The organism is Lactobacillus crispatus, from assembly GCF_018987235.1.
In the GTDB taxonomy this organism is placed as follows: Bacteria; Bacillota; Bacilli; order Lactobacillales; family Lactobacillaceae; genus Lactobacillus; species Lactobacillus crispatus.
This window is the reverse complement of sequence record NZ_CP072197.1, coordinates 364956-390436: the sequence shown is the minus strand read 5'-3', so window position 1 is coordinate 390436 and position 25481 is coordinate 364956. Positions and strand designations below refer to the sequence as shown.

Sequence of the window (25481 nt, the reverse complement as noted above, 5' to 3'; positions counted from 1 at the left end):
ACGAGGATAAATCCAGTTTTGAAAGCACTTTTATAAAGTCTAATGCTTATTTAATAGTACTTTCAAGCATTTTTTATTTAGTTATTTCTTAGTTGATTTTAAGATATAATAGCCTTTATCTCTTGTTAAAATTTCACAATTACCATATGTATTGGTCATCAGCTTACGCGCACTAGGTTCTCCCTGCTTTTTCTGAATAACTACTAATAAGATACCGCCATTAACCAAATGCTCATTTGCTCCCAGTAAAATCTCATTAACCACTTTTTTTCCTGCTCTAATAGGCGGATTTGTTAATATTAGACCAAACTTTTTATCATTATCCACATGTTCATAACAATCAGAGGAATAGATATTTACATTATCTATGTGATTAACTTGTGCATTCTGCTTTGCCAAGCTTAATCCACGCTCATTTACATCAACCATATCTACAGTTTGATCAGGCCAAAACTTAGCCGCAAATAAACCAATCGGACCATAACCGGTACCAACATCCAAGATATTATCCTTAGGAAAAACAACATCTTTCATTGCCTTGATCAATACGCCTGAGCCATAATCAACCCTCATTTTAGAAAAGACACCTGCGTCTGTTGTGAATTTCAAATCAATATTATCCACATGATAATCAACAACATGTTGATCATGCTTGGCAGTAGGATCAGTCGCAAAATACATTTGATTTTTTTCTTCACTCATTTTAACTAACCTTTCTTTTTCTCAAACCATTCTTTTATCTTATGCAGCTCCGTTGTATTCTGTACATCTTTCAATTCATTAATCTGTGCTTGCATCTTTTTGTTTTGATCAGCCAAATCCTTGTTTTGCTTTTCTAAATTATCAAGCTTTTTCAAAATTAATTGAATATTATCATGCGTTTTTAACGTATTCGCGCCATTCGTTCTCCTCATCAAATACGAAGTAATCGATGACGTTAACATACCAACTATTCCAATTCCTAAAAGCATCATTACTAATGTAACGAATTTTCCTACAATACTATGCGGTGGAATTGTTTTGCCAAAAATTGCATCATAACCGACAGTAGAAGCTGTTGAAATGACCCACCAAAAAGCAGTATCCAGCGTTACATGTTCAGTGATTGCGAATGCTTCCGCTCCTACCAACAAAAATGTAATTGTAAAAAAGATTACATAGAGTAGGCCATTAGTATGAAAAATATTACGTAATTTTCCCATCAAACCAGCTAATCGAATCAAACGCAAAAGCCGCAAATCTGATACCAGCCCAGATAAATTAAAAATATTTAAGCTGATAAACAATAACCCCATTGGAATAATACTCAGCAAGTCATAAATGTGAGTTTTGAAATATAGTTTCTTGTCTTCTGCTGCATGTAAGCCACGAAAGTAATCAATTGCAAAATATACTACAATTGCACTATTGATCCAGAACCATTTACTAGTCGGTTCATCAATATTAATAACCGCAGCAAAATCTAAAATAATCAAAAAAATCGAAATAATAGCTAAAATGGCCATTACCCATTGATATGGCGTTAGTCTTCTTTCTATATCTTTCATCATAAATTTAATTATACAAAAAAATAAGCTCTTCGCACATAGCAAAGAGCTTATTCATAGTTGCCCAGTTGGGCTGTAACTATTTAAGGGTTACAGTAGCACCAACTTCTTCAAGCTTAGCCTTGATGTCGTTAGCTTCGTCTTCTGAAACGCCTTCCTTAACGTTCTTAGGAGCACCATCAACAAGGTCCTTTGAGTCCTTAAGGCCAAGACCAGTAATGTCACGAACTGCCTTAATAACCTTAACCTTTTCTTGACCTGCTTCAGTCAATTCAACGTCGAATTCTGACTTAGCAGCACCTGCGTCTGCAGCACCTGCAGCAGCAACTGGAGCAGCAGCAGTAACGTCAAATTCGTCTTCAATAGCCTTTACAAGGTCGTTCAATTCAAGGATGGTAGCACCCTTCAATTCTTCAATAATCTTATCAGTATCTAAAGCCATTTAAGTATCCTCCGAAAAATTAGAATTTAGATATTAAATATAAATTTCTTTATTATTCAGCTGAGTCTTCATCCTTAGATTCAGCAACAGCCTTAACAGCATATGCGAAGTCGCGTACAGGAGCTTGTAATACAGAAACAAGCATTGAAAGCAAACCTTCGCGGCCTGGGATAGCAGCAAGTTCCTTGATTTCATCCTTAGAAGTCAACTTACCTTCAAGCATACCACCCTTAATTTCGATAACGTCAAAGTCATCTTCGTACTTAGAAACGATACGTGCAGGTTCAGTAACGTCATCAGCGTTATCAGTGTAGATAACAGCAGTTGGTCCAACAAAAGTATCATCAAGACCTTCGATACCAGCCTTAGCAGCAGCACGTCTTAAGTAGGTATTCTTGATAACCTTCATCTTAACATCGTTATCACGAAGTTCCTTACGCATGTTAGTAACTTCTTCAACAGTCAAACCAAGGTAGTTAATTACCAAGATTGCCTTAGCAGCTTTAAGTTCTTCAGCAAATGCATCAACGAACTTTTCTTTTTCAGCAATAGCAGCTTTACTCAAATTATTTCACCTCCATGATCACATTGATAAATTCTATAAGGCCTAAAAAAAGCAAAAGCTCCATGCCGAAAGACATGGAGCATAAAAATCTTCATCATCTTCTGGCCTCGGCGGGATTTTGAGGCGTCATGCCACCCGAGTCTTAGGTAGAATTTACAGTTAATTATTATAGCAAGCTTTGCTGTAAAATGCAAAAGATAATTTTATTTATTTTGGTTATTGATGATTTCATTAATTTTATCCACCATCTCGTCTACTCGATCATTGCCAAAAACAGTGTAGTTTGAGTAAGTATTGTTTTGATCTGCTGTATCCCCAAAAGACAAAATCGGAATATTACGTTCCTTAACTTGATCAATTATCTGATAAACTTTATCACCGTAGTTAATGTCCAAATAAGCATCTGCTGTCTTAATTAAGCGTTTCTGTTTTTCACCAATAATTGTTTGGTATAACGCCAATACAGTTTTTGAAATATTCATTAATTATACGCGTGGTGCTAGTTAAATCGTTTTAGTTAATAAAAGTTGTAAGTAATTTAAATAGAAAAGAGTCTGATCTAATTGAACTATCTCAAGCTTAAGCGTTTTTCTCACCATTTACAAGTTAGTTTTAATCGGTTAAATGTGATTTGTCGCTCGCTGTATAAGCTTTATGCGCCTGATGGACTTAAACATCGTAAAAATGTTGATCAGACCAAGCTTCCTGATAGTTCTATCTTAGCGATGCTCATTTGGCAAACTGAAATTGGAATTGAATCTCAACGAAGATTCTGTAAATTCTTCGTTGGCTTATCTCATTCTCGCTTTAACCGTCGAGCTCGAATGCTCTTGCCTCTAATTCGTTGTATCCGTCAGGCTTGGAATCAAGAAGTAAAGACAGCTGGAGAATTTTTGATTATTGATAGTTTCCCAGTGCCAGTTTCCCAGCCTGTTCGCAATTATCGTGTCAAGATCTTTCGGGGCGTAGCTGATATTGGTTATAAAGCAACCAAGAAAGTCTATTATTATGGCTTCAAGGTCCACGCAATAGTAAGCGATGATGGCAATTAGAAGAAGCATTGAAAGCGACTTTTCTTTGCTTAGTTATTACAACGCTGAGAATAATCGAGCAAGAAGTCCAGTAGGCTTTCAACAGCGGCTAGAAATAGCTATTTTAGCTTATAATATGGCATATTGTCTAGAACGATTTAACTAGCACCACGCGTATCAACTGTTTTTTATTACAAAAAAAGCACCGCTTTTTACGGTACTTTATTTAAATCGTTTCACTTTCAGTTGAATTAGATAGTTCTTCTAGTTCACCCGTAGTTTTATAAACCACCCAGCTAGCCAAGTTAACAATGTGGTCACCGATTCGTTCAAGTAAACGGGTAACTACAAAATAGCTTGATGAAGCCATTGCACGCGAAGGATCATCTTCAATTCCATCAACGATCAATTGACGAGCTCTTACATAGTCGTGGTCAATCATGCTATCACGACTAGCCACTTCACGTGCCATTTTTTCATCATCTTGCACGTAAGCAGTTAAAACTTGAATTAACATATGTCGCACATTATGTGTCATATTAGAAATAATTTCTTCAACTTCTGGAATACGAGGATTACCTTTTACTCTGATTGTTTCCAGAGCAATACTCATAGCATTTTCACCAATTCGCTCCAAGTCAGTAGTGGCCTTTAAAATACTGATAACAACTCTAAAATCAGTAGCTACCGGTTGCTGCAAGGCCATTAATTTTAAGGCTTGCTTTTGAATATCAATTGATTCTGTAGGAATCTTTTCTTCATCATCAACCATTGACTGCGCAGTCTTTTTATCATGATCAACAAAAGCACGGGTAGCATGGTCAATATCATCGTTGACGAGGACACCCATTTCCATAAATTGTGTATTTAATTTTTTCAGTTCATCCAAAAATATTTCGTGCATCTTTTTACCTCAAAATTTTAACCAAAACGACCGTTAAGATAATCACTTGTGATTTGTTTCTTAGGTGCAATAAACATTTCTTCAGTTGGACCAGCTTCAATCAAATCGCCATTCATCAAAAAGGCGGTCTGATCAGAAATTCGTCCTGCTTGCTGCAAATTGTGAGTCACCATAATAAAAGTATACTGATGCTTTAGTTCCATCAGTGTCTCTTCAATCTCACTACTTGAAATTGGATCAAGCGCACTTGTGGGCTCATCTAATAAAACAACTTTAGGTCTAACAGCCAACGCACGAGCAATACAAATTCTTTGCTGCTGTCCTCCTGAAAATGCTTGAGCGTTTCTAGTTAAATTGTCCTTTGTTTCTTTCCAAATAGCAGCTTGCTTAAGACTCTCTTCTACCCGCTGATCAATTAGCTCTTTGTCTTTAACACCAGCAATTTTTAAGCCATAAGCCACATTGTCATATACGGAAAACGGGAATGGGGTTGGCTGTTGAAAAACCATGCCGACTTCTTTACGTAGACTGACCAAATCCATTTTAGAATTATAGATATCTTGGCCTTCAAACTTGATTTCACCTGTGATCTTAATGTTTTCGATGTCATCGTTCATTCGATTAAGACAGCGTAAAAAAGTAGATTTACCACAACCACTTGGACCGATCAAAGCTGTTAATTCTTTTTTCTTAAAATCAAGACTGATCCCGTGCAGTGCTTCATAATTGCCATAACTTAGATGTACATCTTTTGCTGAAATTATTGTTGTCATTTTATCCAAAACTTCCCTGAATATAGTTTTCAGTAATCTTACCCTTAGGATTAGTAAAGATCTCTGCCGTTGAATTATATTCAATTGCATGTCCTAAATGGAAGAATGCAGTATAATCACTAATTCTTGAGGCTTGCTGCATGTTGTGAGTTACCATAATCATAGTATACTTACTCCTCAACTGCTTAAGGGTATCTTCCAGTTTAGAAGTAGAAACAGGATCCAAAGCGCTGGCAGGTTCGTCCAGTAGTAAAATTTCTGGCTTAACAGCTAAAGCACGAGCAATGCATAAACGCTGTTGTTGACCACCCGACAATGCTAATGCACTTTTATCCAGCTTATCTTTAACTTCATCCCATAAAGCAGCCGCACGCAAACTTTCTTCTACAACTCGATCAAGTTCTGCCCGATCCTTATGTCCATCTGCCTTCAAAGCATAAACAATATTTTCTCTAATTGATTTAGGAAATGGATTAGGCCGCTGAAAAACCATGCCAATGTTTTTTCTTAATTCATAAACATTGATATTAGGCTTATTCACATCTAAACCATGAAACCAGATTTTTCCGTTAACAGTTGCTACTCGATCATTCATTCGATTTAATGAACGTAAAAATGTTGATTTACCTGAACCCGAAGCACCGATCAAAGCTGTAATCGTGTTCTTTTTAAATTGAAGACTGGCATCAAATAATTTTTGTACCTTACCGCCATAAAGAACACTTAAATCTTCAGTTGATAATTCCAAATCATCATTTGCAAAAGTTTTAATATAGCTAGGTTTTAAATCTTGCATTATTTCACCTACTTAGCTGCAGTTAACTTGCGGTACAATTTATTGCCTAAATAACGTGCACCTAAATTAAATACGATTACCACAATAACCAAGAGCGCTGAAGTAGCTGCTGAAACAATCGTGGCATCAGGAATAATTCCTTCAGTATTTACTTTCCAAATGTGGACCGCCAATGTTTCGGCTGGCCGCATTACATTAAGTGGACTAGTTGGACTAAATGGATTCCAGTCCGCATAATTGACTGTTGATCCACTTTGTCCCGCTGTATAGATCAAAGCGGCAGCTTCCCCGAAGATTCGGCCCGCACTCAAAATAATTCCAGTTAAAATTCCGGGAAGAGCAGCGGGTAAAACAATCCCGCGAATAGTTTTCCAATTAGATAATCCTAAAGCCAATCCTGCTTCACGTTGATCTTGTGGGACGCCCTTTATTGCTTCTTCAATATTGCTAGTTAAAATTGGCAAATTAAAGAAGGTCAAAGCTAAAGCACCAGAAATAATTGAAAAACCAAAGCCAAATTGAACTACAAACAATAAATAACCAAATAAGCCAACTACAATTGATGGTAATGAACTAAGAATTTGAATTGTAGTTCTAATCAAATTGGTCACCCAATTATCTTTAGCATATTCTGCTAGATAAATTGCTGCTCCTAAAGCAATTGGTAAGGAGATAATAGTAGTCAAAATTAACAAATAAATTGAATTGAAAAGTTGATCACGTACCCCACCACCAGCTTGGTATGATGAGGCTTCAGAACTCAAAAAGTGCCAGGACAAATGTGGAATACCTGTAATCAAGATATCACCTAGGATACCGGCCAAAATTAATACAACAATTCCTACCAAAATATAGATAATCGCCGTAGCTAATTTATCTTTCTTTTTTGCATCCATATTACTTTTGTCCCTTCTTTCCAATTAACTTAACTAGGAAATTAAATACCAAAGACATAATTAAAAGCAATAATGCTAATGACCATAATGCATTGTTTGGCAAAGTTCCCATGACCGTATTTCCCATTTGACTAGTTAATTGGCTAGTTAATGTTGCTGATGGACTGACCAAATTGTATGGCATCAAGACGGCATTACCGATAACCATTTGTACGGCTAAAGCTTCACCGAAGGCCCTTGCCATTCCGAAGATTACCGCCGTCAAAATTCTAGGCGTAGCAACTCGCAAAACAACATGATAAATAGTCTGCCAATGCGTAGAACCTAAGGCCATTGAAGCTTTTCTAAAATGACTTGGTACAGCCTTTAAGCTATCAACCGTTAATGATGTGATTGTTGGTAAAACCATAACGAACAACACCAACGTAGCTGCTAAAATACCAAAACCTGTTCCACCAAATAGTTTTCTAATCACAGGCACGATGATAGTTAATCCCAAGAAACCATAAACTACAGACGGAATTCCAACTAATAATTCAGTCACTGACTGTAAGAAATTGGCACCCTTTTTAGATGAATATTCAGTCATATAAAGAGCTATTGCAATTGCAAACGGGGTGGCTACCAATGCTGCTAAAAGAGTTACTAAGAACGAAGTAACGATCATTACCGCAGCACCAACATGATTCTTGCCCTCGCCCGGGTCCCAATCAGTTGAAGTCAAAAAGTGAAAGACATTAACATGATCGCTGACAAAAGTAGCCAAGCCGTGATAGCCGACAAAGCCGATAATTGAGACAACTAAGACAATAATCAAAACAATTGCCAAGTAAGTTAAACCCTTGCCCCAATATTCTTGATGAGTCTCTTTAGATGGCTTGGTTAATTTATCAATATCAACACTAGTCGGACCCATCTTTTTTAATTTAACGTGTGGAACGTGTTGACTAGCAATTGCTTGATCAACAACTTCCTTTAATTTATCCTTCTTATCCATGAACTATTTTCCTATTTGTGTAACTTGATTCTTGCTATTACGAGTTACTTTCATTTCATTGATACTAAGGTACCCAATCTTAGGTACAAGATCTTTTTGTACTTTTTCACCTAACATATAATTAATAAACGCTTTAGTTTGTTTGTTGGGCTTACCCTTAGTGTACATGTGCTCATAACACCAAATATTCCACTTATTAGTAGTAATATTTTTGTTAGTTGGCTTTACCCCATTAATACTCAACTTTTGAATATTGGTATCATGAGCATAAGGAAAGGACAAGTAACTAATCGTACCAGGCGTTGAATTAACAATCTTTTTAACGGCACCGTTAGAGTCCTGTTCTTGCGACTTAACTGGTTTTGTTCCTTGTAAAATTATATCTTCGAAAGCAGATCTAGTACCACTTCCCTTAGAACGATTGATCACAGTTATGGCTTCATTTTTGCCACCTAGTTGCTTCCAATTCGTTAATTTACCAGTGAAGATTTGTTTCAATTGCTTTTGCGAAACATTTTTCACACCTACACCCTTATTAACAATTGGAACAATACCAACTACTGCAATTTTATAATCACGAAGTTTCTTGGCATCAATTCCCTTTTGTGTTTCGGCAAAAACATCAGAGGTTCCAATCTGGACTGCACCAGCTTGAACCTGGCTCAATCCTGTACCTGATCCTCCACCCTGCACGACAATGTTGCTGTCTTGATGACTTAAGCGATAATCATTACCCGCTTGTTCTGCTAAAAGCTGCATTGCACTTGAACCAACAATAGTGATTTTAGAACCATTATTAGCACAGCCCGTAACAAAAGCTAGCATTAGCACCAACATAATGACTAGTTTTCCAATAGAATGCTTTTTCATGACATTATCCTTAATATATAGATTTGTAAGTTCAATTTATGATACCATGTTCGAAAATAATAGGTCAATGAATAGAAAAAAGCCTCGCAATAGCGAGGCTTTTAATAGTCTATTTTAAATTAGTCCAAGTTTAATGGATCAAGCTTGATCCCTGGGCCAAAGGTTGCTGAAACAGCAACACTCTTAATGTATTGACCCTTAGCTGAAGCTGGACGAGCACGTAAGATAACGTCGCGTAATGCGTCAAAGTTTTCAACTAATTGGTCTTCAGTGAATGATACCTTACCAATAGGAGTGTGAATAGCTGCTTGGCGGTCAACACGGTATTCAACTTGACCAGCCTTAACATTCTTAACAGCCTTTTCGATATCCATAGTAACAGTACCAGTCTTAGGGTTAGGCATTAAGCCCTTAGGTCCAAGAATACGACCTAAACGACCTACCTTAGCCATCATCATTGGAGTAGCTACTACAACGTCAAAGTCTAACCAGCCGCCTTGGATCTTTTCTACCAAGTCATCTGAGCCAACAAAGTCAGCACCTGCAGCCTTAGCTTGATCAGCTTGTGGGCCTTCAGCAAATACTACAACGGTTTGGGTCTTACCGGTACCATTTGGTAAAACGATAGAACCACGAATTTGTTGGTCAGCTTGCTTAGGATCTACGCTTAAGTTGTAAGCTACATCAACAGTAGCATCAAAGTTTGCGTATGAAGTTTCCTTAACAAGTTTCATAGCTTCTGCTACTGAGTATAATTTATTTGAGTCTACCTTCTTGGCAGCATCTAAATATTTCTTACCATGCTTTGGCATGTGATTTCCTCCTTGTATATGTGGTCAAACGAGCTTCTCTTAACTCTCCCACCTAATTTATTACCTAAATAACAGGATTAGTCTTCGACTTCGATACCCATACTTCTAGCGGTACCTTCAACCATGCGCATAGCAGCTTCAACATCAGCAGCGTTAAGGTCTTTCATCTTAGTCTCGGCAATTTCCTTAACTTGGTCCTTGGTTACCTTACCAACCTTCTTGGTATTAGGTTCACCAGAAGCCTTTTGGATCTTAGCAGCTTGCTTTAAAAGAACTGGTGCTGGTGGAGTCTTAGTAATGAATTCGAATGAACGATCTTCATATACAGTAATAACTACAGGGATAATCATGCCCTTTTGGTCAGCGGTTCTAGCATTGAAGTCCTTAGTAAAACCAACAATGTTAATACCAGCTTGACCCAATGCAGGACCAACTGGAGGTGCTGGGGTAGCAGCGCCAGCTGGGATTTGTAACTTAACTACGTTAATAACTTTCTTTGCCACGGTCAAAACCTCCTTGATTCCGTGATGCGGTTAAAATGGAGAATTTTCCTTTTTTCTCCTCCCACAATAATAAACGTACCGTATTAGAATAACATCGTTTGGGTACAATTACAACTAAAAATTCTAAATATTATTCGTTTTCGTCAAGCTTCTTAACTTGATCATAATCAAGTTCAGCAGTAGTCGCACGACCAAACATGTCAACTGATACGTATAATTTGTACTTATCTGGTTGAATATCAGTAATCTTACCTACCATGCCATTAAATGCACCTTCAGTAATAGTTACTGATTCGCCAATATCAAAGTTAGCTACTGGTTTCTTAGCAGGTTGACCTTGATTCTTAAGCAAACGCGTTACTTCTTCATCAAGAAGTGGTGATGGCTTAGAACCACCACCGTGTGAGCCAACGAACCCAGTTACATTAGGTGTGTTTCTAACGATGAACCAACTTTCATCAGTCATTACCATTTCAACTAAAACATATCCTGGGAAAATCTTTTCTTCAATTTCTTGTTTCTTGCCGCGAACGGTTTCTACTTTTTCTTCTTCTGGAACCATTACACGGAAAATGTAGTCTTGCATCCCCATGCTTTGTGCACGTGACAACAAGTCTGACTTAACCTTGTCTTCATAGCCTGAATAAGTATGCAAAACGTACCATTTCTTTTGTGCTGTTTCGACCATATTTTTCTCCTTAAATTTTAGGTAAACAAAAAAACCTCCCACAGAGGTTTTCTTTTAGCTGTCAATATTATAGCATGAATCGCTGATAATTTCTAATTCTGCTAGCAATTACATTAATCTTTGAGTCAACCAAGTGAAGAGCCAGTCAAGTGCACCTAAATATGCCGCAAATAAAATTGAACTAGTAATAACAGTTGCTGTATCACGTCTATTTTGCTTTGCGGATGGCCATTTAACCAATTTCATTTCATGACCAACACTCTTAAAAAACTTAATCATTAGCTTTATTTACCTCGTTTCCTTATGCAATGTCTTCTTACCGCAATGTTTGCAAAACTTTTGAAGTTCAAGTCGCTGAGTGCGATTCTTACTTGCGGTGATTGAGTAGTTGCGTGACCCACAAACACTGCAGGCTAAGGCTGCTTTTTTCACTGCCATAATCTCACTTCCAAACTTTTATAAAAACACATACTTACTCAGTATTTTATACTGTTGTCCCTTCCTACGTCAATAATCTGATTTACATTACTAAAAGTAATCGAGCTCAATTACAACTAAATATTTTTATTTTGATTTTTGCTTATCTATAATAAGTGTAACTACTTGTTAGAAAGGACATAATAATGAATAAACATCCTGAATATCTATTGAATAAAATTTCTGGTCCTGCTGATTTAAAAAAATTATCTCTTCCAGAAATGGAAAAGTTAGCCAGTGAAATTAGGACTCTAATCTTAGAAAAAGATGCCGCTGAAGGTGGTCACCTAGGTCCCGACTTAGGAATCGTTGAAGCTACAATTGCTTATCACTATGTTTTTGATGCACCAAAGGACAAGATTGTCTGGGATGTTTCCCACCAAACTTACCCGCACAAAATGTTAACTGGACGTGCACTCGCTTGGCTTGATCCAGACCACTATGAAGATGTAACTCCATATAGCAACCCTGATGAAAGCCCATATGACTATTACGCCGTCGGTCACACATCTACCTCAATTGCCTTAGCAACTGGGATGGCTAAAGCACGCGATTTAATGGGCAAACATGAAAACATCATGGCCTTAATTGGTGATGGTTCAATGACCGGTGGCCTTGCTTATGAAGGGCTAAACAATGCTGCAATTGAAAAGCATAACTTAGTTGTAGTGGTAAACGACAATCAGATGTCAATTGATGATAACGTCGGTGGCTTAGTTACTGCTTTAAAGAAACTACGTGATTCTAATGGTGAAACCAAAGAAAATCCATTTACTGCAATGGGCTTTGATTACCGTTATGTCGCAGATGGTAATGATATCCAATCAATGATCGATGCTTTTAAAGCAGTTAAAAATGTTGATCACCCTATTTTGCTTCATATCAACACTCTCAAGGGCAAAGGTTATCAACCTGCAATCGACAACGAAGAAGCACACCACTGGGTAATGCCATTCGATTTAAAGACTGACAAGACGACAGTAGCAATGCCTGAAGGTCCGACCGCTAGCTCTATTGCACTCGATGTTCTTGAAGATCACATCAATAATGGTGAAAAGATCATGGCTATCAATGCCGCAATTCCCGGCGTTTTCGGCTTAGACAGAATTAAAAACAAATATCCTGAAAACTACCATGATGTAGGAATTGCTGAACAAGAATCCGTTGCCTTCGCTGCCGGAATGGCTAAGGAAGGTGCAACTCCAGTTTTATTTGAAAATTCAACCTTCTTGCAACGTGCATTTGATCAATTATCACACGATGTTGCCGCTAATGATTTACCAGTTGTAATGATGGTTGCTGGTGGTGGGATTTCTGGCACAAGTAAGACTCACCTAGGTGTGTTTGATCAAGTAATGATTTCTAACTTGCCTAACTGGATCTACCTTGCTCCAACTAACTTAGCCGAAGAAAAGGCAATGATGGAATGGGCTATTAAGCAAAAGAAGCATCCTGTAGCAATTAAGATGCCTACCAAAGATGTTCCTGAAGGTAAAGAAATTACTGCTGTTGACTATTCAGAAATCAAGTACGACATTAAACCAGGTAAAGATGTTGCTGTTTTAGCGTTAGGTGATATGTACGATATGCTAGGTAAAAAGGTGGCTGAAAAGACAGGTGCTAGCTTAGTAAATCCAGTTTCTGCTAATATTTTAGACACTGCCGCTTTAGACAAATTGACTCAAGAAAACAAAGTTATTGTTACTATTGAAGACAATATTTTGGACGGCGGTTTTGGTGAAAAAGTAGCTTCCTACCTTGGCGACAAGGATATTAAAGTACTCAACTACGGCCAAAAACGTGTCTATACTGATCAAGTACCTTTGAAAGAAATTTTGAAAGACAATCGTATGACAGTTGATCAGATTGTTGAAGATATTGAAAATGCTTAATAGTTAATCAATCTATGAAAAAAAGACGCAATGCGTCTTTTTTGTTTTACTCAAATTTCTGTGGATGCTTATCTTGAAACTGAGCCAAATCTTCATAAGAGGCTTCAAGTTCATGCTCAATTTTTCGATAAACGAGAATCAATTCTTGATAAATCGCTACATTTTGGGGATTTGGAAAATAAACTTGGCTTTCGGCAGTACGCTTTTTAATCTTTTCCAGGTCTGGCTTATCTTCTAATGCAGTTTTAGCTAAAAACATAGCTGCTAGGGTACCACACTGCTCATTTTTAATTACAATCACTGGTAAGTTAAAAATGTCCGCGATTAATTGTCTAACAAAATCACTTTGCACAAAGCCACCAGTAACACGTAAAGCTTGAGGCTGTCCCACTTGATCAAGCAATCCTTGAGAGGCGCCAAGCAAGTTAAAAACAATTCCCTCCAAAACACTTCTAGCCATCTGCGGTTTAGTGTGATTTCGCGTCAAGCCAACAAAAGATCCACGTGCTTGAGCATTCCAAATTGGAGCTCGTTCACCACCAAGATAAGGATGAAACAACAATCCATTACTTCCAGCCGGAGCAGTTTGTGCCACATTTAAGACGTACTCTGCCGTTTCATCTGGGCCAAAAATTGTTTTTCTGGCCCAATCGAACACAATTCCACCATTATTTACAGGGCCGCCAAGCAAATAATGTTTGGCGTCAACAGGGTAACAGAAAAAGCGATTCTTTTGATCAACAATTGCCTTCGGTGCAATTACTCTAACCGCACCAGAAGTGCCAACATTCAATGCAAAATCTTTCTCATCCAAAACGCCGACACCAATCGTTGACAAATACCCATCGCTTGCGCCCAAAACGATTTGAGTTTCATCATTTAAACCCAATTTAGCACGATATTCTGGAATAATTTTACCCACAGTAGATTGTTGATCAGCAATTGTCGGCAATTGAGCTTGATCTAGCCCAATCTGAGCCAATATCTTTTCATCCCAGGTCAGCGTTTTTAAATTCATCATTCCACTGCCAGCAGCCATAGTTGTATCAGTTAATATTTTTCCAGTTAAGCGCCAAATAATATATTCTTTGATACTAATCCATTTTTTTACTTGTGCAAAAAGTGTTGGCTGTTCTTCTTTAAGCCACAGCAATTTATACACTGGTGCCATCGGATGTGGCGGCATCCCCGTTTGCTGATAAATCATTCTTGCCCAGCCCGACTTTTTTGCCCGCTGCACTACATCACTACTACGATTATCTGCCCAAGTAATGCTGTTTGTCAGTAACTCATTATTTTCACCTAAGCCAATTAAGCTGTGCATCTGACTAGACCAAGAAATTGCCAAAATTTTACCAGATGCTTTCTGACTTAATTGATAAATCATTTTCTGTACCGCGTCAAAAATAAGCTGTGGATCTTCTTCAGCCTGCCCCGCTTCTTCCTGAATCAATGGATAGGAAATTGCCAATTTAGCTACTTCACTTCCATCTTCGCCATACAACACACCTTTAGTCGCAGTAGTTCCTATGTCTATGCCAATTATATATTTCATCTTTAAAATTCTTTCTTAATTTTAGTATAAAAAAACAGCCACCGGAGAAGGTAGCTGTCTTAGTGGTCAAAACTATGCGTGACCACGGTGCGTAGAACATTGTTTTTTAGTCGGATTTACTTCTTAAGATTTTCGTTAACGAAGGCTTCGATTTTATCGTCTGAGTCTTTCAAAAATGGAAGCATATCTTCTTCCGTCTTCATGGTATCTCTACCATTCTTTTCCATAAAGTAGTCCCAAAGGGCATCTCTAACTGGCATATCTGAATCACTCCAGTCAAAAGCTTCCTTCATGTGACGGTCTAACAATGCAGTCTTAATAATTTCGTCTGCCATCTTAAATTACCTCCTAAAATATTCTACATTACTTATTATACCGCACTTTCTTTTGATCAGCTATCAAAAAAGCACTTTCCGCATTTTCTGTAAAGTTCGTGCTCGAGCTCTGACCAGCTTCATTGCTTCAATATTTAGATGATCAATCGCATACTCTGTACTTATCTCGCCAATTATGGTTAATAATGCAATTAATTCAACGTGTGACAAGCTATTAACAAAATTATTGTAAGTCTCATCAACTGGAATCGATAATTCAGAGCGGCATGGTTCATTCACGCTTCCTTGAATGTCCGCCTTTTCTAGCGGAATCGATTGACTATAGATTTGCCTGCGACGTGCCATATTGTAACGTACCAGGGTCCGTGCATGATTAAACAATTTAGTTTTATATAAACTGCTAAATTTTCCCTTTTGAGGCGAGAAAACTAGTGCTGCTTCATAACAAACAATCATTGCCTCTTGATCCCAATCTTTGCGATCATAATGATGCAAATAGAATTGCTTCACGATTGAATTTACTAACGGCTCATATAAATGAAACAATTTTTCTAAAGCTTGGTCATCTCCTGCCCGTACTTTCTTAATCAGCTTCTCTTCATTAATCATTCAATTTATCCTCCACCTCAAAGAATACAGACTATCCCCTGAGTTTGAGAAGAAAACACATGTTTAATGGACAGAAATGAGCTTTATGTATCTAAAAAAGTAGACAAAACTCACACTTTTGTCTACTTTCTGTTTATTTTACTAATGGATTTCTACTATTATAAGCTTGATAAAGCAATACCCCGGTTGCCACACTAGCATTTAAGGATTGTACGTGACCAACCATTGGCAAAGTAATAGTTTGATCCATCTGCTTTTTAAGTAATGGGGCGATGCCTTTACCTTCGTTACCAATTACCAGTACAGTCTTGCCTTGGGCATTCCATTCACGATAATCAGTACCTGCCATATCAGTTCCAAAGACCCAGTAACCGCGTTTCTTCAGTTCTTTAGTAGTTTGAACTAAATTATTAACGCGCGCTACTGGCACATAATCAATTGCTCCTGTAGATGTTTTAGCTACTACCGAAGTTAAGCCAGTCGCGTGACGCTTAGGAATAATGATCCCGTCAACGCCGGTAGCATCGGCTGAACGCAAAATTGATCCCAGATTGTGAGGGTCTTCAATAGAATCCAACATTAATAAAAATGGTTCTTTACCTTCTGCATCATACTTGTCCAGCAATTGATCTAAATCTGCATATTCAAAGCTAGAAATTGCTAAAACTAGACCTTGGTGATTGCCACCAGCAACCAAACGATCAAGCTTATTTTTAGGCACGTCTTGAACAACTAAACGCTTTTTTTTAGCTAAACTATAAACTTGATTAGCAAATTCTTCTTGTACACCGTGTTGCAAAAAAACCTTATTAATCTTGTCGGCACTTTGTGTTTTTAAATAATCAAGTCCGGCATGGCGTCCAAAGACAAAATCTTTATTTGAAGTCATAATTTTTCAGCCCGTCCTCTTCTACAGTATCAATACACCACTTGCTTAAGTCTGCCACTCGATCATTTTTCCCCAGTAAATCAAGATAACCAATCATTGCTTCAAAGCCTGTTGATAATTGGTATGTTTTCAAGCTAGTATTCTTAGCCTTAGTATGACTTTTAGCATTACGTCCACGACGAAAAGCAGCTAATTCATCATCCGTTAACATTTCTTCATCTTGCATCTTAGTTACCAACGCAGCTTGTGCTTTAGCTGAAACATAGTGAGTCGCTTCACGCTGCAATACTTGTGGTTTAACGATACCGCCTTTAACTAGGTGTCTGCGAATAATTACTTCATACACTGCATCCCCTAAATAGGCTAAAGTTTGTCCATTTAAAGTATCCGGATTAACATCCTCTTCCGTTAGTTTTTTTATTTTAGTCACGAGTCCACCTAGTTCCTTGTGGGGTATCTTGAATAGTGATCCCCATTTCCTTTAATTGATCACGAATTTGATCACTAGTTGCCCAATCTTTATTTGCTCGAGCCTCATCACGCTTTTTAACTAAAGCGTCAATTTCATCGTCATTGGAGCCAGCATTTTTAACGCAAAGCTTATTAGTATCCACGCCAAACACTAATAACCAACTAGCTAATTTCTCTTTAAACTTTTGCAATTCTTGCTTGTCAGCTCTAGCAGCATTAGCGTTGGCATTGACTACAGGCAACAAATCATAGATAGCTGTTAAAGCATTTTGGACATTAAAGTCATCGTCCATCGCCTGTTCAAATTTTTCGTTAGTTGCCATAATCGCCTGTGCTAATTCGGCTGATTCTTCACTAGCTGTATCATCTGCTAGACGGTAATTAATATTAGTCAAAGTATTTTTAAAGCGATCTAAAATTGTAGCTGCTTGTGCTAAATTTTCAGCAGAATAGTTAATTTGGCGGCGATATTGTACGCTAGCCATGAAGAAGCGCAGTACTTGCGGATCAACTTCCCTTAAAATATCGTGCACTGTTACGAAATTGTGCAGTGATTTAGACATCTTTTCCTGATCTTTACCGACAGTTACAAAACCGTTATGCAGCCAATAATTAACAAACTTTTTCCCGGTCTTAGCTTCACTTTGTGCAATTTCATTCTCATGGTGCGGAAATTCAAGGTCTTGACCACCACCATGAATATCGATCGTATCGCCTAAATATTTGGTACTCATGACAGAACATTCAATATGCCAGCCTGGCCGTCCCTTGCCCCATGGTGAATCCCAAGCAATTTCATCGGGTTCCTTTTGCGCCTTCCACAAAGCAAAATCGATTGGATCTTCTTTGCGGCTTTGTTCTGTATCGTTAATGTGCTCTGAAGCACCCTCTTCAAGCTGTTCAATATTTTGATCACTTAACTGACCGTAATGCTTAAACTTTTTGGCACGATAATAAACATCGCCGTCTACTTCATAAGCATAGCCATTGTCAATTAGGCTTTTAACAAAAGTGATAATGTCATTAATTTCATGAGTTGCACGGGGATGCAAAGTCGCCGTCTCAATGTTTAGCGCTGTCGTATCAGCCAAAAAAGCATTGATAAACTTTTCAGCCAATTTGGGTACAGTCGTTTTTTCAGCTCTCGCTTCGTTGATCATCTTGTCATCAACATCAGTAAAGTTAGAAACATACTTAACGTCATAACCCTTATATTCAAAATAGCGTCTAATGGTGTCAAAAGCAATTGCGCTTCTGGCATTACCAATGTGAATATAGTTATACACCGTTGGTCCACAGACATACATGCTGATATGTCCTGGAACTAATGGCTTAAATTCTTCTTTTTTACGCGTCAGTGTATTATAAACTCTCACGGCTAACACTTGTCCCTTCTGTCAAAATAACTAATTTTTATTTTAGCAGATGAAAAAAGAAGCTGCATTTATTTGCAGCCTCTTTTTCAATTTATCTAATTAAAGATTATTAGCACTCATTTGCTTCAAGGTTAAATCAATGTGTTCTAATACACGTTCTTTACCTAAAAGCTCCATTGCTTCGCCAATACCAGGTCCAACCATTGAACGCGTGGTAGCAATTCTAATTGGCATAAAGAGCTTTCTTCCCTTGATGCCAGTAGCCTTACGAGTTGCTTGAATAGCGTTCATGATTTGAACTGAAGTAAATCTTGGGATGAGGTCTAATTGCTTCTTGAATTCTTCAATTACACCACGGCCATCATCATTCTTGATTTCTTCGATTTCTTCGTCTGAAAGATCCTTAGCTTCTTCAAAGAAAATCTTAGCCATGTCTACAATTTGCTTAGTGTATGACATTTGTACTGAGTAGATGTTAACCAATTGACGAACCCACTCCATCTTTTCTGGTGTTGGATGCTCATCAACAAGACCTGCTTCTTGCAAGTTGTTCAAAGCTAAATCAAGCAAAGTGTCGCGATCAGCCTTCTTGATGTATTGGTTGTTAATCCATTCAAGTTTCTTTTGGTCAAAAGCAGCAGGTGACTTAGACAAACGTGCAGGGTCAAATTGCTTGATGAATTCACGCTTGTTAAAGATTTCGTTTTCACCCTTTGGTGACCAACCAAGAAGAGTAATGAAGTTAAACATAGCTTCTGGTAAGTAACCAAGATCACGATATTGTTCAATAAATTGAAGAACTGATTCGTCACGCTTAGAAAGTTTTTTACCAGTTTCTGAATTAATGATCAATGTCATATGACCAAACTTAGGAGGTTCCCAACCAAGTGCCTCATAAACAACTAATTGCTTAGGTGTGTTAGAAACGTGATCATCACCACGAAGTACGTGAGTGATCTTCATCAAGTGGTCATCGATAACTACGGCAAAGTTGTAAGTTGGCATTCCGTCACGCTTTTGAATAACGAAATCCCCACCAATAGTGTCTGATTCAAACTCAAGGTGTCCCTTAACAATATCATCCCATGAATAAGTTTCCATTTCTGGAATGTGGATACGAACAACTGGCTTTAAGCCCTTAGCCTTTGCTTCATCTTGAGCTTGCTTAATTTCATCAGCAGTCATACCCTCATATTCGTAAGTATAGTGAGGTGCAACACCTGCAGCACGTTGTTCTTCACGTTGTGCTTCAAGTTCTTCCTCAGTCTTGTATGAGTAATATGCTTTACCTTCATCGATCAATTGATCAATATACTTTTGGTAAATTTCTTTTCTTTCTGATTGACGATAAGGACCATAGTCGCCACCCTTATCAGGACCTTCATCCCAGTCAATTCCTAACCAGTGAAGGTTTTCCATTTGAGACTTAGAACCGCCCTTAACATTACGCTTTTGGTCGGTGTCTTCAATTCTCAAGACCATCGTACCCTTGTTATGACGAGCGAATAAATAGTTAAAAAGTGCAGTACGTGCGTTACCAATGTGCAAGTGACCAGTTGGACTTGGTGCATATCTTACACGGATTTTTTCTTTAGCCAAAATTCATGCCTCTTTCAAAAAATAGTAAATTCAAACAATCTTAGTTTACTCGTTATATAGTAAGAATTCAATTAATGCTAGCCAAAAACTAATTTTAAAGCTTGGGGAATACTCGAAACGGGAATTACCTCAATGCCATGATCTTTTAATCCAGAATACATATTATGCCGTGGAATAAAGATCCGCTTAAACCCTACTTTAGCCGCTTCTTTTACTCGTGCATCGATTTTATCAACTCGGCGAACTTCACCAGTTAAGCCCACTTCGCCTACAAAACAATCTGTCGGCGAAATTTCTTTATCGGTATAACTGGATGCAACTGCCATGGCAATTGCTAAATCAATTGCTGGTTCATTCAATTTAATCCCACCAGTTGCAGTCAAATAGACATCTTGATTTTGCAACATTAAGTTTCCCCGCTTTTCAAGCACCGCTAGCAGCAATGAAGCTTTGTTAAAACTAATACCTGACGTGGTCCTTTTAGCATAGCCAAAAGCTGTCGGAGTAACCAAAGCCTGAATTTCTGCTAAAAGTGGCCTAGTTCCTTCAAGCGATACCACCACAGTAGAGCCAGTAGAATTAGGTAATCTTTGGTCCAGAAAAATTGATGATGGATTAGTTACCTCTCTTAAGCCTTCATTAACCATTTCAAACATTCCAATTTCGTTTGCTGCTCCAAAACGGTTTTTAACAGAATGCAAAATTCGGTAAGAATGGTGTTCATCCCCTTCAAAATAGAGAACGGTATCCACCATATGTTCCAAGATCTTAGGCCCAGCAATCGCACCCTCTTTTGTAACGTGGCCGATAACAAAAACTGTAATGGCATCCATCTTGGCAATTTTCATTAATTCACTTGTTACTTCACGAACCTGTGAGGCAGAGCCAGTCATCGAATCAAGACTTGGTTCATTCATAGTTTGAATGGAGTCGATCACAACAAAGTCAGGCTTAACATCATTGATTTGTTCGCGAATATCATGCATGTCAGTCTCTGGATATAAGAGCATATTACTTTGACCTACACCCAGTCGGTCAGCCCGCAATTTGATTTGGTTAGCTGATTCTTCTCCCGAAACGTAAAGCACCTTATATTTTTCAGATAAGTCACTCATAATTTGTAACATCAAGGTTGACTTACCAATTCCGGGATCTCCACCAATTAAAACTAGTGAGCCTGGCACAATACCACCACCTAAAACGCGGTTTAATTCCTCAGATTTAGTGACAATTCGTTCTTCTTTTTCAGCTTTAATCTTATCCAGCTTTACCGGTTCATTTAATCCAGTCTTCTGAATCAAACGACTAGCAGTTGCCTTAGTAGAACGCTTTTGCACTTCTTCAGTTTCTTTTTCAAATTGATTCCAGGCACCACAGTTAGGGCAGCGGCCTAAATAACTTGCCGAAATATAGCCGCAAGAACGACACTTATATTGTGTTTTTACTCTAGCCATTAATCACCCTTCTTTTCATTAGTTGATCCAAAGCCGCTAACTCTTTTTCGACTAATTGGATCATCATCGTCGGTCTTCAAGTATTTGATAAAAATGCCTTGAGCAATACGGTCTCCCTTCTTGATGTGCAAGGGCCGTACGCCATAATTAATCATTTGTACAAAAATTTCGCCCTCATTGTTGGGATTATTGTAATAATCTGCATCGATAACGCCGATCCCATTTGGCAAAGCTAGATTACGCTTAAAAGTATTAGATGAACGATTAGCTAAAATCAACACTTCATCTTCTGGCATATAAGCTTTAAGTCCAGTTGGCACTAACAACGGCTTTAAAATCTGATCCGCCATCTCATAGTCGCGCTCATACAGCTGGTGTCCATTTCTAATCAACCTAAAAATTCGCACAAAATTTAGTCGCCAAATGCTAGGGATAGTAATGTCTTCAGCCGCTTCGATGTCATAGCCTGCACTGGCTAGGGTCTGTCTGCGAGGAAGATTAATTTCCTGATCTTGATACTTTTTGACTACTTCAAATCCACGTGTTTTCATTCCAAAGCTCCATTTATCTTTTATTTTGACAGTTATCTATTTTACAATGTTTTTAGTCAACACAAAATAAATAGCTCTCTATTATTTATTACGCAAAAAAATGAGATTATTTCTTTAAAAAGGAATTTTTTATGAATAAGCAAGATACGCACAAAATTTTCACTATAAAAAATGAAGAAGACATACTATTATCTAGCGTTACCTTAGATAAAATCGCTCGCAAAGACAGTAATGTCTGGATAATGAACCATTTTTTTATTAATCCACAATTTAATAGTCAGGATTTGCTTGAAAAACAAATGCAAAAAGTTTGGCAATTAGCTCAAGAAACTAACTTACCCATTTGGCCGCTTGATCCTATGATCATTGACTACTTCACCCAGCATCCTCAATTTCACAAAATTTGGTATCATCGTCCATTTAATCGATAAGATTATTAGACGACTCATTTTGAATAAGATAAAATTAATTTAAGTACTTATAAAGGAGGATTTTTTTTATGGTAAAAGAAATCAACAATGATACTATTAATAAATTTGAACAAGACTTAGCTAACCACCCTGTTTTTGATGTGGCTAGTCACGCTGCTCAAGAAAACGGTATCTACAAAGCTAGTCAAAACTTACAAACTAAGATCGACCTAGATCCAACCTTCTCAATCGAAATTGATACAGGTAACCCTGCCGATCAAAAGCAGTCTGGTCGCTGCTGGATGTTCAGTGCTTTAAACACTATGCGTCACCCATTACAAAAGAAATTTAAGTTAAAGGACTTCGAATTATCTCAAAATTACACTAACTTCTGGGATAAATTTGAAAAGTCTAACTGGTTCTTTGAAAATGTGATCGCAACTGCTGATAAGGACTTGGGCGATCGTAAAGTTTCATTCTTATTTGCGACTCCTCAACAAGACGGCGGTCAATGGGACATGCTTTGCGGTATTATTGAAAAATATGGTATCGTTCCTAAGAGTGTTTATCCAGAAACTGCTAATGCTACTAATTCAAGTGCATTAAACGACACTTTAAATACTTTGCTTCGTAAAGATGGTCTTGAGTTACGTAAATTAGTTCAAGATGGCAAGTCAGAAGATGAAGTACAAGCTCGCAAGGAAGAAATGCTAAACGATGTCTTCCGTATTTTGGCTACTTCATTGGGTGTTCCACCAAAGAAGTTCAACTTCGAATACCGCGATGATGACAAGAATTACCATATTGACAGGGACATTACCCCAAAGGAATTCTTTGACAAATACGTTGGCATGGATTTAGCAAACCATATCTCAACTATCAATGCTCCAACTAACGACAAACCTTTCCACAAGGTATTCTCAGTTGAATACTTAGGTAACGTTGAAGGCGGTCGCCAAGTTCGCCACTTAAACCTTAAAGTTGATGAAATGAAGGACTTAATCATTAAACAATTGAAGAGTGGCGAAGTTGTTTGGTTCGGTTCAAACGTAGTTAAGGATTCTGAACGCCGTGCTGGACTTCTTGATACTAACCTTTACCGCCGTGATCAATTATTTGATGCTGACTTCACTATGTCTAAAGCCGACATGCTTGATTCTGGTGAAAGCATGATGGACCATGCCATGGTGATTACCGGTGTTGATATCGTTGACAGTAAGCCAACTAAATGGAAGATCGAAAACTCATGGGGTGAAAAACCTGGCTTTAAGGGTTACTTCGTAATGAGTGATTCTTGGTTTGATTCATTTGTTTACCAAGCAGTTATCAACAAGAAATTCTTACCAGAAGATCTTAAGAAGGCTTACGATGAAGGCAAAGATAACCCAATTCAATTATTGCCATGGGATCCAATGGGTGCCTTAGCTTTTAAATATTAATCCAAAACTTCTAAGAGTTACGTTTTTAAGGCGTAACTCTTTTTATTCATAAGTGTTAATTCTTGCTTATACCTTCGTTACTAATTACAATGAAAGCGCATTTAGTAGAGCTTATCATTTTACCTAGGAGGTATAAAACATGACAGATTATTCAAAAAGACAATTGAAAGCCTTAGATAGAATTTCTAAGAAGATTGAGTATGCTGAAAGTCACCTTGCTAGAATTGAAGATTCAGTACCTGATCGTCGTCACCGTACTGCACAACATGAAACGATTAAGGATATTAAATCTATTTTGAAACATGCTAGAAAAGTCGGCGAATACGATGCTAAGATTGATGCCAAAGCTGATGAAAATGAGTATGTTTACGTTGAAGATGAAGAAGGCGTCATTAAGGATCTTGAAAAAGAATTCAAAGACCTTGATGATAGACTTTGCAAGTTAACCGATGTTGATGGCTATGACATCAAGCGTTATCGTGAAGAACACCATTCACTTGAAAAGGCTAAAGAAGTTTTAGCTAAGGCCGGCAAATTGAAGTAAAACAAAATATAAGTAAATTACACAAAAGACGTAGTTAGATAAAATGTTCTAACTACGTCTTTTTTACCAAATATGTAATAAGCGGGTTGGATCTAACTTACTTAAGTTGAACTGATGCACATGTTGCTTTTTATTTTCCGGAAATTCTTTCACAAAATCCGCTACATTATACAAACCAGTTGAATATGTCCAAACTCCCTTAACCTTTCTGATCGGATCCAACATCTCATTTCGAATTGGATAAGCTGAAATCAAAAAGTGCTTGTGATGAAACTTAAAGACAAAATATGGCAACTTGAACTGCTTAACTGCTTCATCTTCAGTTTTAGCAATTGAAACTACATTTCGATAAGTTCCATACTTTTCTGTAAACTTGTCATTAAATGAAAAATAAAAGTTCGAGATATGCACATGTGGAAAATCTTCTTCATCTACCATGTCAGGAACCGCAATCACATGAGCATAACGATCTAAATTTGTCTCACGCTGTGACAACGCATGATCCATCTGATTTGGCACAACTTTATGTGCCCAGTATGGTACTTCTGGATGTGCTTCATAAGAACGATACATTTGCTTAACCACTTCAGGCTTAACCCAATCGTAATGCATTCTAGTCTGATTACGCTTAAGCAAACTCTCTAAGGTAGTATGTTCCATCAGATCTACTACAAAGCATTCATAGTGATACTTGTCTACCCAAGGCTTAAAATGTTCAATCGCACTTGGAACGATATGCGTCCCATCCACAATAACAGTTTCGCCATATTCCATCTTGTGTTCTACAAGGTGATCCACCATTTGCTCAGTACGCACAGTTACGTGCCGCGGAATGACTTGGTGTAAAACATCCGCATCCTCTTGATAGTAAACTGTCAAATCCGCCAATAGTAGCCTAATTTGATCACGACTGATCGCATAAGGATTTAAGTGATGGCGAGCAATAAAAGAAGATTTACCGGAGCCAGGTGCACCTCGTAATAAAAATAATTTACGCATGCCTAATACTCCAAACTAAATATACTAGAAATCATAATAGATTTTACCATAGATATG

At 37.7% G+C, this 25481-nt stretch carries 30 protein-coding genes, 1 pseudogene and 1 other annotated feature; of the genes and pseudogenes, 5 read left to right on the top strand and 26 right to left on the bottom strand.

Features of this window, described 5'->3' with window-relative positions; translation table 11 throughout:
- Positions 1–81: 81 nt before the first annotated feature.
- The 5 genes from J6L97_RS01980 to J6L97_RS01960 form a co-directional block, all read right to left on the bottom strand.
- Positions 82–702 (bottom strand): class I SAM-dependent methyltransferase, encoded by a 621-nt coding sequence (locus J6L97_RS01980; RefSeq protein WP_005720447.1) that lies wholly within the window; start codon positions 700–702, stop codon positions 82–84.
- 5 nt (positions 703–707) lie between these two features.
- Positions 708–1550 carry an ion transporter gene (locus tag J6L97_RS01975; protein WP_035443785.1) on the bottom strand — a complete coding sequence of 281 codons (843 nt, stop codon included), beginning with the start codon at positions 1548–1550 and terminating at the stop codon, positions 708–710.
- Positions 1551–1626: 76 nt separating this feature from the next.
- Positions 1627–1989 (bottom strand): 50S ribosomal protein L7/L12, encoded by a 363-nt coding sequence (gene rplL / locus J6L97_RS01970; RefSeq protein ID WP_005720445.1) that lies wholly within the window; start codon positions 1987–1989, stop codon positions 1627–1629.
- Between the two features lie 52 nt (positions 1990–2041).
- Positions 2042–2554, bottom strand: a complete 513-nt coding sequence (gene rplJ / locus J6L97_RS01965) for a 50S ribosomal protein L10 (protein WP_005720444.1) — start codon at positions 2552–2554, stop codon at positions 2042–2044.
- Positions 2555–2596: 42 nt separating this feature from the next.
- Positions 2597–2719 (bottom strand) — a sequence feature (ribosomal protein L10 leader region).
- Between the two features lie 38 nt (positions 2720–2757).
- Positions 2758–3036 carry a hypothetical protein gene (locus J6L97_RS01960; RefSeq protein ID WP_054833018.1) on the bottom strand — a complete coding sequence of 93 codons (279 nt, stop codon included), beginning with the start codon at positions 3034–3036 and terminating at the stop codon, positions 2758–2760.
- Between the two features lie 81 nt (positions 3037–3117).
- Here J6L97_RS01960 and J6L97_RS01955 point away from each other — a divergent pair.
- Positions 3118–3751: pseudogene (locus tag J6L97_RS01955) on the top strand (transposase).
- A gap of 60 nt (positions 3752–3811) precedes the next feature.
- Here the strand turns inward: J6L97_RS01955 and phoU are convergent.
- The 11 genes from phoU to rpmG all read right to left on the bottom strand — a co-directional run bounded on the left by phoU (position 3812) and on the right by rpmG (position 11262).
- Positions 3812–4489: a phosphate signaling complex protein PhoU gene (gene phoU, locus J6L97_RS01950; protein WP_013085845.1), complete on the bottom strand. Its 678-nt coding sequence runs from the start codon at positions 4487–4489 to the stop codon at positions 3812–3814.
- A 17-nt stretch (positions 4490–4506) separates the two neighbouring features.
- On the bottom strand, positions 4507–5262 hold the full coding sequence (gene pstB, locus J6L97_RS01945) for a phosphate ABC transporter ATP-binding protein PstB (RefSeq protein WP_005724216.1): 756 nt from the start codon (positions 5260–5262) through the stop codon (positions 4507–4509).
- Position 5263: 1 nt separating this feature from the next.
- Positions 5264–6058 (bottom strand): phosphate ABC transporter ATP-binding protein PstB, encoded by a 795-nt coding sequence (pstB, locus tag J6L97_RS01940; protein ID WP_005720438.1) that lies wholly within the window; start codon positions 6056–6058, stop codon positions 5264–5266.
- A gap of 8 nt (positions 6059–6066) precedes the next feature.
- Entirely contained in the window at positions 6067–6954 is an 888-nt protein-coding gene (gene pstA, locus J6L97_RS01935) for a phosphate ABC transporter permease PstA (RefSeq protein WP_013085844.1), read from the bottom strand.
- 1 nt (position 6955) lies between these two features.
- Positions 6956–7951 carry a phosphate ABC transporter permease subunit PstC gene (gene pstC / locus J6L97_RS01930; protein ID WP_013085843.1) on the bottom strand — a complete coding sequence of 332 codons (996 nt, stop codon included), beginning with the start codon at positions 7949–7951 and terminating at the stop codon, positions 6956–6958.
- Between the two features lie 3 nt (positions 7952–7954).
- Positions 7955–8821, bottom strand: a complete 867-nt coding sequence (locus J6L97_RS01925) for a phosphate ABC transporter substrate-binding protein (protein ID WP_005720435.1) — start codon at positions 8819–8821, stop codon at positions 7955–7957.
- 119 nt (positions 8822–8940) lie between these two features.
- Positions 8941–9633, bottom strand: coding sequence for a 50S ribosomal protein L1 (gene rplA, locus J6L97_RS01920; RefSeq protein WP_005720434.1), 693 nt, complete (start codon positions 9631–9633; stop codon positions 8941–8943).
- A gap of 77 nt (positions 9634–9710) precedes the next feature.
- Entirely contained in the window at positions 9711–10136 is a 426-nt protein-coding gene (rplK, locus tag J6L97_RS01915) for a 50S ribosomal protein L11 (protein ID WP_054832817.1), read from the bottom strand.
- A gap of 130 nt (positions 10137–10266) precedes the next feature.
- Positions 10267–10824: a transcription termination/antitermination protein NusG gene (nusG, locus tag J6L97_RS01910; protein ID WP_013085841.1), complete on the bottom strand. Its 558-nt coding sequence runs from the start codon at positions 10822–10824 to the stop codon at positions 10267–10269.
- Positions 10825–10932: 108 nt separating this feature from the next.
- Complete coding sequence (gene secE, locus J6L97_RS01905) at positions 10933–11103, bottom strand: preprotein translocase subunit SecE (RefSeq protein ID WP_005720429.1); 171 nt, start codon at positions 11101–11103, stop codon at positions 10933–10935.
- A 9-nt stretch (positions 11104–11112) separates the two neighbouring features.
- Positions 11113–11262 carry a 50S ribosomal protein L33 gene (gene rpmG, locus J6L97_RS01900; RefSeq protein WP_005720427.1) on the bottom strand — a complete coding sequence of 50 codons (150 nt, stop codon included), beginning with the start codon at positions 11260–11262 and terminating at the stop codon, positions 11113–11115.
- A gap of 185 nt (positions 11263–11447) precedes the next feature.
- On the opposite strand from rpmG, the gene J6L97_RS01895 reads away from it, so the two are divergent.
- Positions 11448–13193 (top strand): 1-deoxy-D-xylulose-5-phosphate synthase, encoded by a 1746-nt coding sequence (locus J6L97_RS01895; RefSeq protein ID WP_057726689.1) that lies wholly within the window; start codon positions 11448–11450, stop codon positions 13191–13193.
- Between the two features lie 46 nt (positions 13194–13239).
- Here J6L97_RS01895 and J6L97_RS01890 read toward each other — a convergent pair whose 3' ends face one another.
- From J6L97_RS01890 to J6L97_RS01850, 9 genes are all read right to left on the bottom strand, one after another.
- A complete protein-coding gene (locus tag J6L97_RS01890; RefSeq protein WP_057726690.1) occupies positions 13240–14748 on the bottom strand; it encodes a gluconokinase in 1509 nt (502 codons plus the stop codon).
- 116 nt (positions 14749–14864) lie between these two features.
- The gene (locus tag J6L97_RS01885; protein ID WP_005720420.1) at positions 14865–15083 is read right to left on the bottom strand and encodes a P8 family protein; all 219 of its coding nucleotides are present in this window, start codon (positions 15081–15083) and stop codon (positions 14865–14867) included.
- A 63-nt stretch (positions 15084–15146) separates the two neighbouring features.
- Positions 15147–15692: a DNA-directed RNA polymerase subunit sigma gene (locus J6L97_RS01880; protein ID WP_005720419.1), complete on the bottom strand. Its 546-nt coding sequence runs from the start codon at positions 15690–15692 to the stop codon at positions 15147–15149.
- A 133-nt stretch (positions 15693–15825) separates the two neighbouring features.
- On the bottom strand, positions 15826–16581 hold the full coding sequence (gene rlmB, locus J6L97_RS01875; RefSeq protein ID WP_005720418.1) for a 23S rRNA (guanosine(2251)-2'-O)-methyltransferase RlmB: 756 nt from the start codon (positions 16579–16581) through the stop codon (positions 15826–15828).
- Positions 16568–17011 carry a mini-ribonuclease III gene (locus J6L97_RS01870; RefSeq protein WP_035443487.1) on the bottom strand — a complete coding sequence of 148 codons (444 nt, stop codon included), beginning with the start codon at positions 17009–17011 and terminating at the stop codon, positions 16568–16570. Before J6L97_RS01870 ends, rlmB begins: the two co-directional genes overlap by 14 nt.
- Positions 17004–18428: a cysteine--tRNA ligase gene (cysS, locus tag J6L97_RS01865; RefSeq protein ID WP_425255971.1), complete on the bottom strand. Its 1425-nt coding sequence runs from the start codon at positions 18426–18428 to the stop codon at positions 17004–17006. Before cysS ends, J6L97_RS01870 begins: the two co-directional genes overlap by 8 nt.
- Positions 18429–18527: 99 nt before the next feature.
- Complete coding sequence (gene gltX, locus J6L97_RS01860) at positions 18528–20027, bottom strand: glutamate--tRNA ligase (protein ID WP_005720415.1); 1500 nt, start codon at positions 20025–20027, stop codon at positions 18528–18530.
- A gap of 77 nt (positions 20028–20104) precedes the next feature.
- Complete coding sequence (gene radA, locus J6L97_RS01855) at positions 20105–21481, bottom strand: DNA repair protein RadA (protein ID WP_057726692.1); 1377 nt, start codon at positions 21479–21481, stop codon at positions 20105–20107.
- On the bottom strand, positions 21481–22032 hold the full coding sequence (locus tag J6L97_RS01850; protein ID WP_005720412.1) for a dCTP deaminase/dUTPase family protein: 552 nt from the start codon (positions 22030–22032) through the stop codon (positions 21481–21483). Before J6L97_RS01850 ends, radA begins: the two co-directional genes overlap by 1 nt.
- Before the next feature lie 131 nt (positions 22033–22163).
- On the opposite strand from J6L97_RS01850, the gene J6L97_RS01845 reads away from it, so the two are divergent.
- The 3 genes from J6L97_RS01845 (at position 22164) to J6L97_RS01835 (ending at position 24425) form a co-directional block, all read left to right on the top strand.
- Positions 22164–22463, top strand: a complete 300-nt coding sequence (locus J6L97_RS01845) for a hypothetical protein (protein ID WP_057726693.1) — start codon at positions 22164–22166, stop codon at positions 22461–22463.
- A gap of 68 nt (positions 22464–22531) precedes the next feature.
- Positions 22532–23881 carry an aminopeptidase C gene (pepC, locus tag J6L97_RS01840; protein WP_054832813.1) on the top strand — a complete coding sequence of 450 codons (1350 nt, stop codon included), beginning with the start codon at positions 22532–22534 and terminating at the stop codon, positions 23879–23881.
- Positions 23882–24020: 139 nt separating this feature from the next.
- Positions 24021–24425, top strand: coding sequence for a hypothetical protein (locus J6L97_RS01835; protein ID WP_054832812.1), 405 nt, complete (start codon positions 24021–24023; stop codon positions 24423–24425).
- Between the two features lie 63 nt (positions 24426–24488).
- Here J6L97_RS01835 and J6L97_RS01830 read toward each other — a convergent pair whose 3' ends face one another.
- Positions 24489–25424, bottom strand: coding sequence for an AAA family ATPase (locus J6L97_RS01830; RefSeq protein ID WP_023488529.1), 936 nt, complete (start codon positions 25422–25424; stop codon positions 24489–24491).
- Between the last annotated feature and the right edge of the window lie 57 nt (positions 25425–25481).

Bases quoted from the DNA above. Each gene is read 5' to 3' on its own strand.
- J6L97_RS01980 (WP_005720447.1), bottom strand. From the start codon at position 702: ATGAGTGAAGAAAAAAATCAAATGTATTTTGCGACTGATCCTACTGCC.
- J6L97_RS01975 (WP_035443785.1), bottom strand. From the start codon at position 1,550: ATGATGAAAGATATAGAAAGAAGACTAACGCCATATCAATGGGTAATG.
- rplL (WP_005720445.1), bottom strand. From the start codon at position 1,989: ATGGCTTTAGATACTGATAAGATTATTGAAGAATTGAAGGGTGCTACC.
- J6L97_RS01960 (WP_054833018.1), bottom strand. From the start codon at position 3,036: ATGAATATTTCAAAAACTGTATTGGCGTTATACCAAACAATTATTGGT.
- phoU (WP_013085845.1), bottom strand. From the start codon at position 4,489: ATGCACGAAATATTTTTGGATGAACTGAAAAAATTAAATACACAATTT.
- pstB (WP_005724216.1), bottom strand. From the start codon at position 5,262: ATGACAACAATAATTTCAGCAAAAGATGTACATCTAAGTTATGGCAAT.
- pstB (WP_005720438.1), bottom strand. From the start codon at position 6,058: ATGCAAGATTTAAAACCTAGCTATATTAAAACTTTTGCAAATGATGAT.
- pstA (WP_013085844.1), bottom strand. From the start codon at position 6,954: ATGGATGCAAAAAAGAAAGATAAATTAGCTACGGCGATTATCTATATT.
- pstC (WP_013085843.1), bottom strand. From the start codon at position 7,951: ATGGATAAGAAGGATAAATTAAAGGAAGTTGTTGATCAAGCAATTGCT.
- J6L97_RS01925 (WP_005720435.1), bottom strand. From the start codon at position 8,821: ATGAAAAAGCATTCTATTGGAAAACTAGTCATTATGTTGGTGCTAATG.
- rplA (WP_005720434.1), bottom strand. From the start codon at position 9,633: ATGCCAAAGCATGGTAAGAAATATTTAGATGCTGCCAAGAAGGTAGAC.
- nusG (WP_013085841.1), bottom strand. From the start codon at position 10,824: ATGGTCGAAACAGCACAAAAGAAATGGTACGTTTTGCATACTTATTCA.
- secE (WP_005720429.1), bottom strand. From the start codon at position 11,103: ATGATTAAGTTTTTTAAGAGTGTTGGTCATGAAATGAAATTGGTTAAA.
- rpmG (WP_005720427.1), bottom strand. From the start codon at position 11,262: ATGGCAGTGAAAAAAGCAGCCTTAGCCTGCAGTGTTTGTGGGTCACGC.
- J6L97_RS01895 (WP_057726689.1), top strand. From the start codon at position 11,448: ATGAATAAACATCCTGAATATCTATTGAATAAAATTTCTGGTCCTGCT.
- J6L97_RS01890 (WP_057726690.1), bottom strand. From the start codon at position 14,748: ATGAAATATATAATTGGCATAGACATAGGAACTACTGCGACTAAAGGT.
- J6L97_RS01885 (WP_005720420.1), bottom strand. From the start codon at position 15,083: ATGGCAGACGAAATTATTAAGACTGCATTGTTAGACCGTCACATGAAG.
- J6L97_RS01880 (WP_005720419.1), bottom strand. From the start codon at position 15,692: ATGATTAATGAAGAGAAGCTGATTAAGAAAGTACGGGCAGGAGATGAC.
- rlmB (WP_005720418.1), bottom strand. From the start codon at position 16,581: ATGACTTCAAATAAAGATTTTGTCTTTGGACGCCATGCCGGACTTGAT.
- radA (WP_057726692.1), bottom strand. From the start codon at position 21,481: ATGGCTAGAGTAAAAACACAATATAAGTGTCGTTCTTGCGGCTATATT.
- J6L97_RS01850 (WP_005720412.1), bottom strand. From the start codon at position 22,032: ATGAAAACACGTGGATTTGAAGTAGTCAAAAAGTATCAAGATCAGGAA.
- J6L97_RS01845 (WP_057726693.1), top strand. From the start codon at position 22,164: ATGAATAAGCAAGATACGCACAAAATTTTCACTATAAAAAATGAAGAA.
- pepC (WP_054832813.1), top strand. From the start codon at position 22,532: ATGGTAAAAGAAATCAACAATGATACTATTAATAAATTTGAACAAGAC.
- J6L97_RS01835 (WP_054832812.1), top strand. From the start codon at position 24,021: ATGACAGATTATTCAAAAAGACAATTGAAAGCCTTAGATAGAATTTCT.
- J6L97_RS01830 (WP_023488529.1), bottom strand. From the start codon at position 25,424: ATGCGTAAATTATTTTTATTACGAGGTGCACCTGGCTCCGGTAAATCT.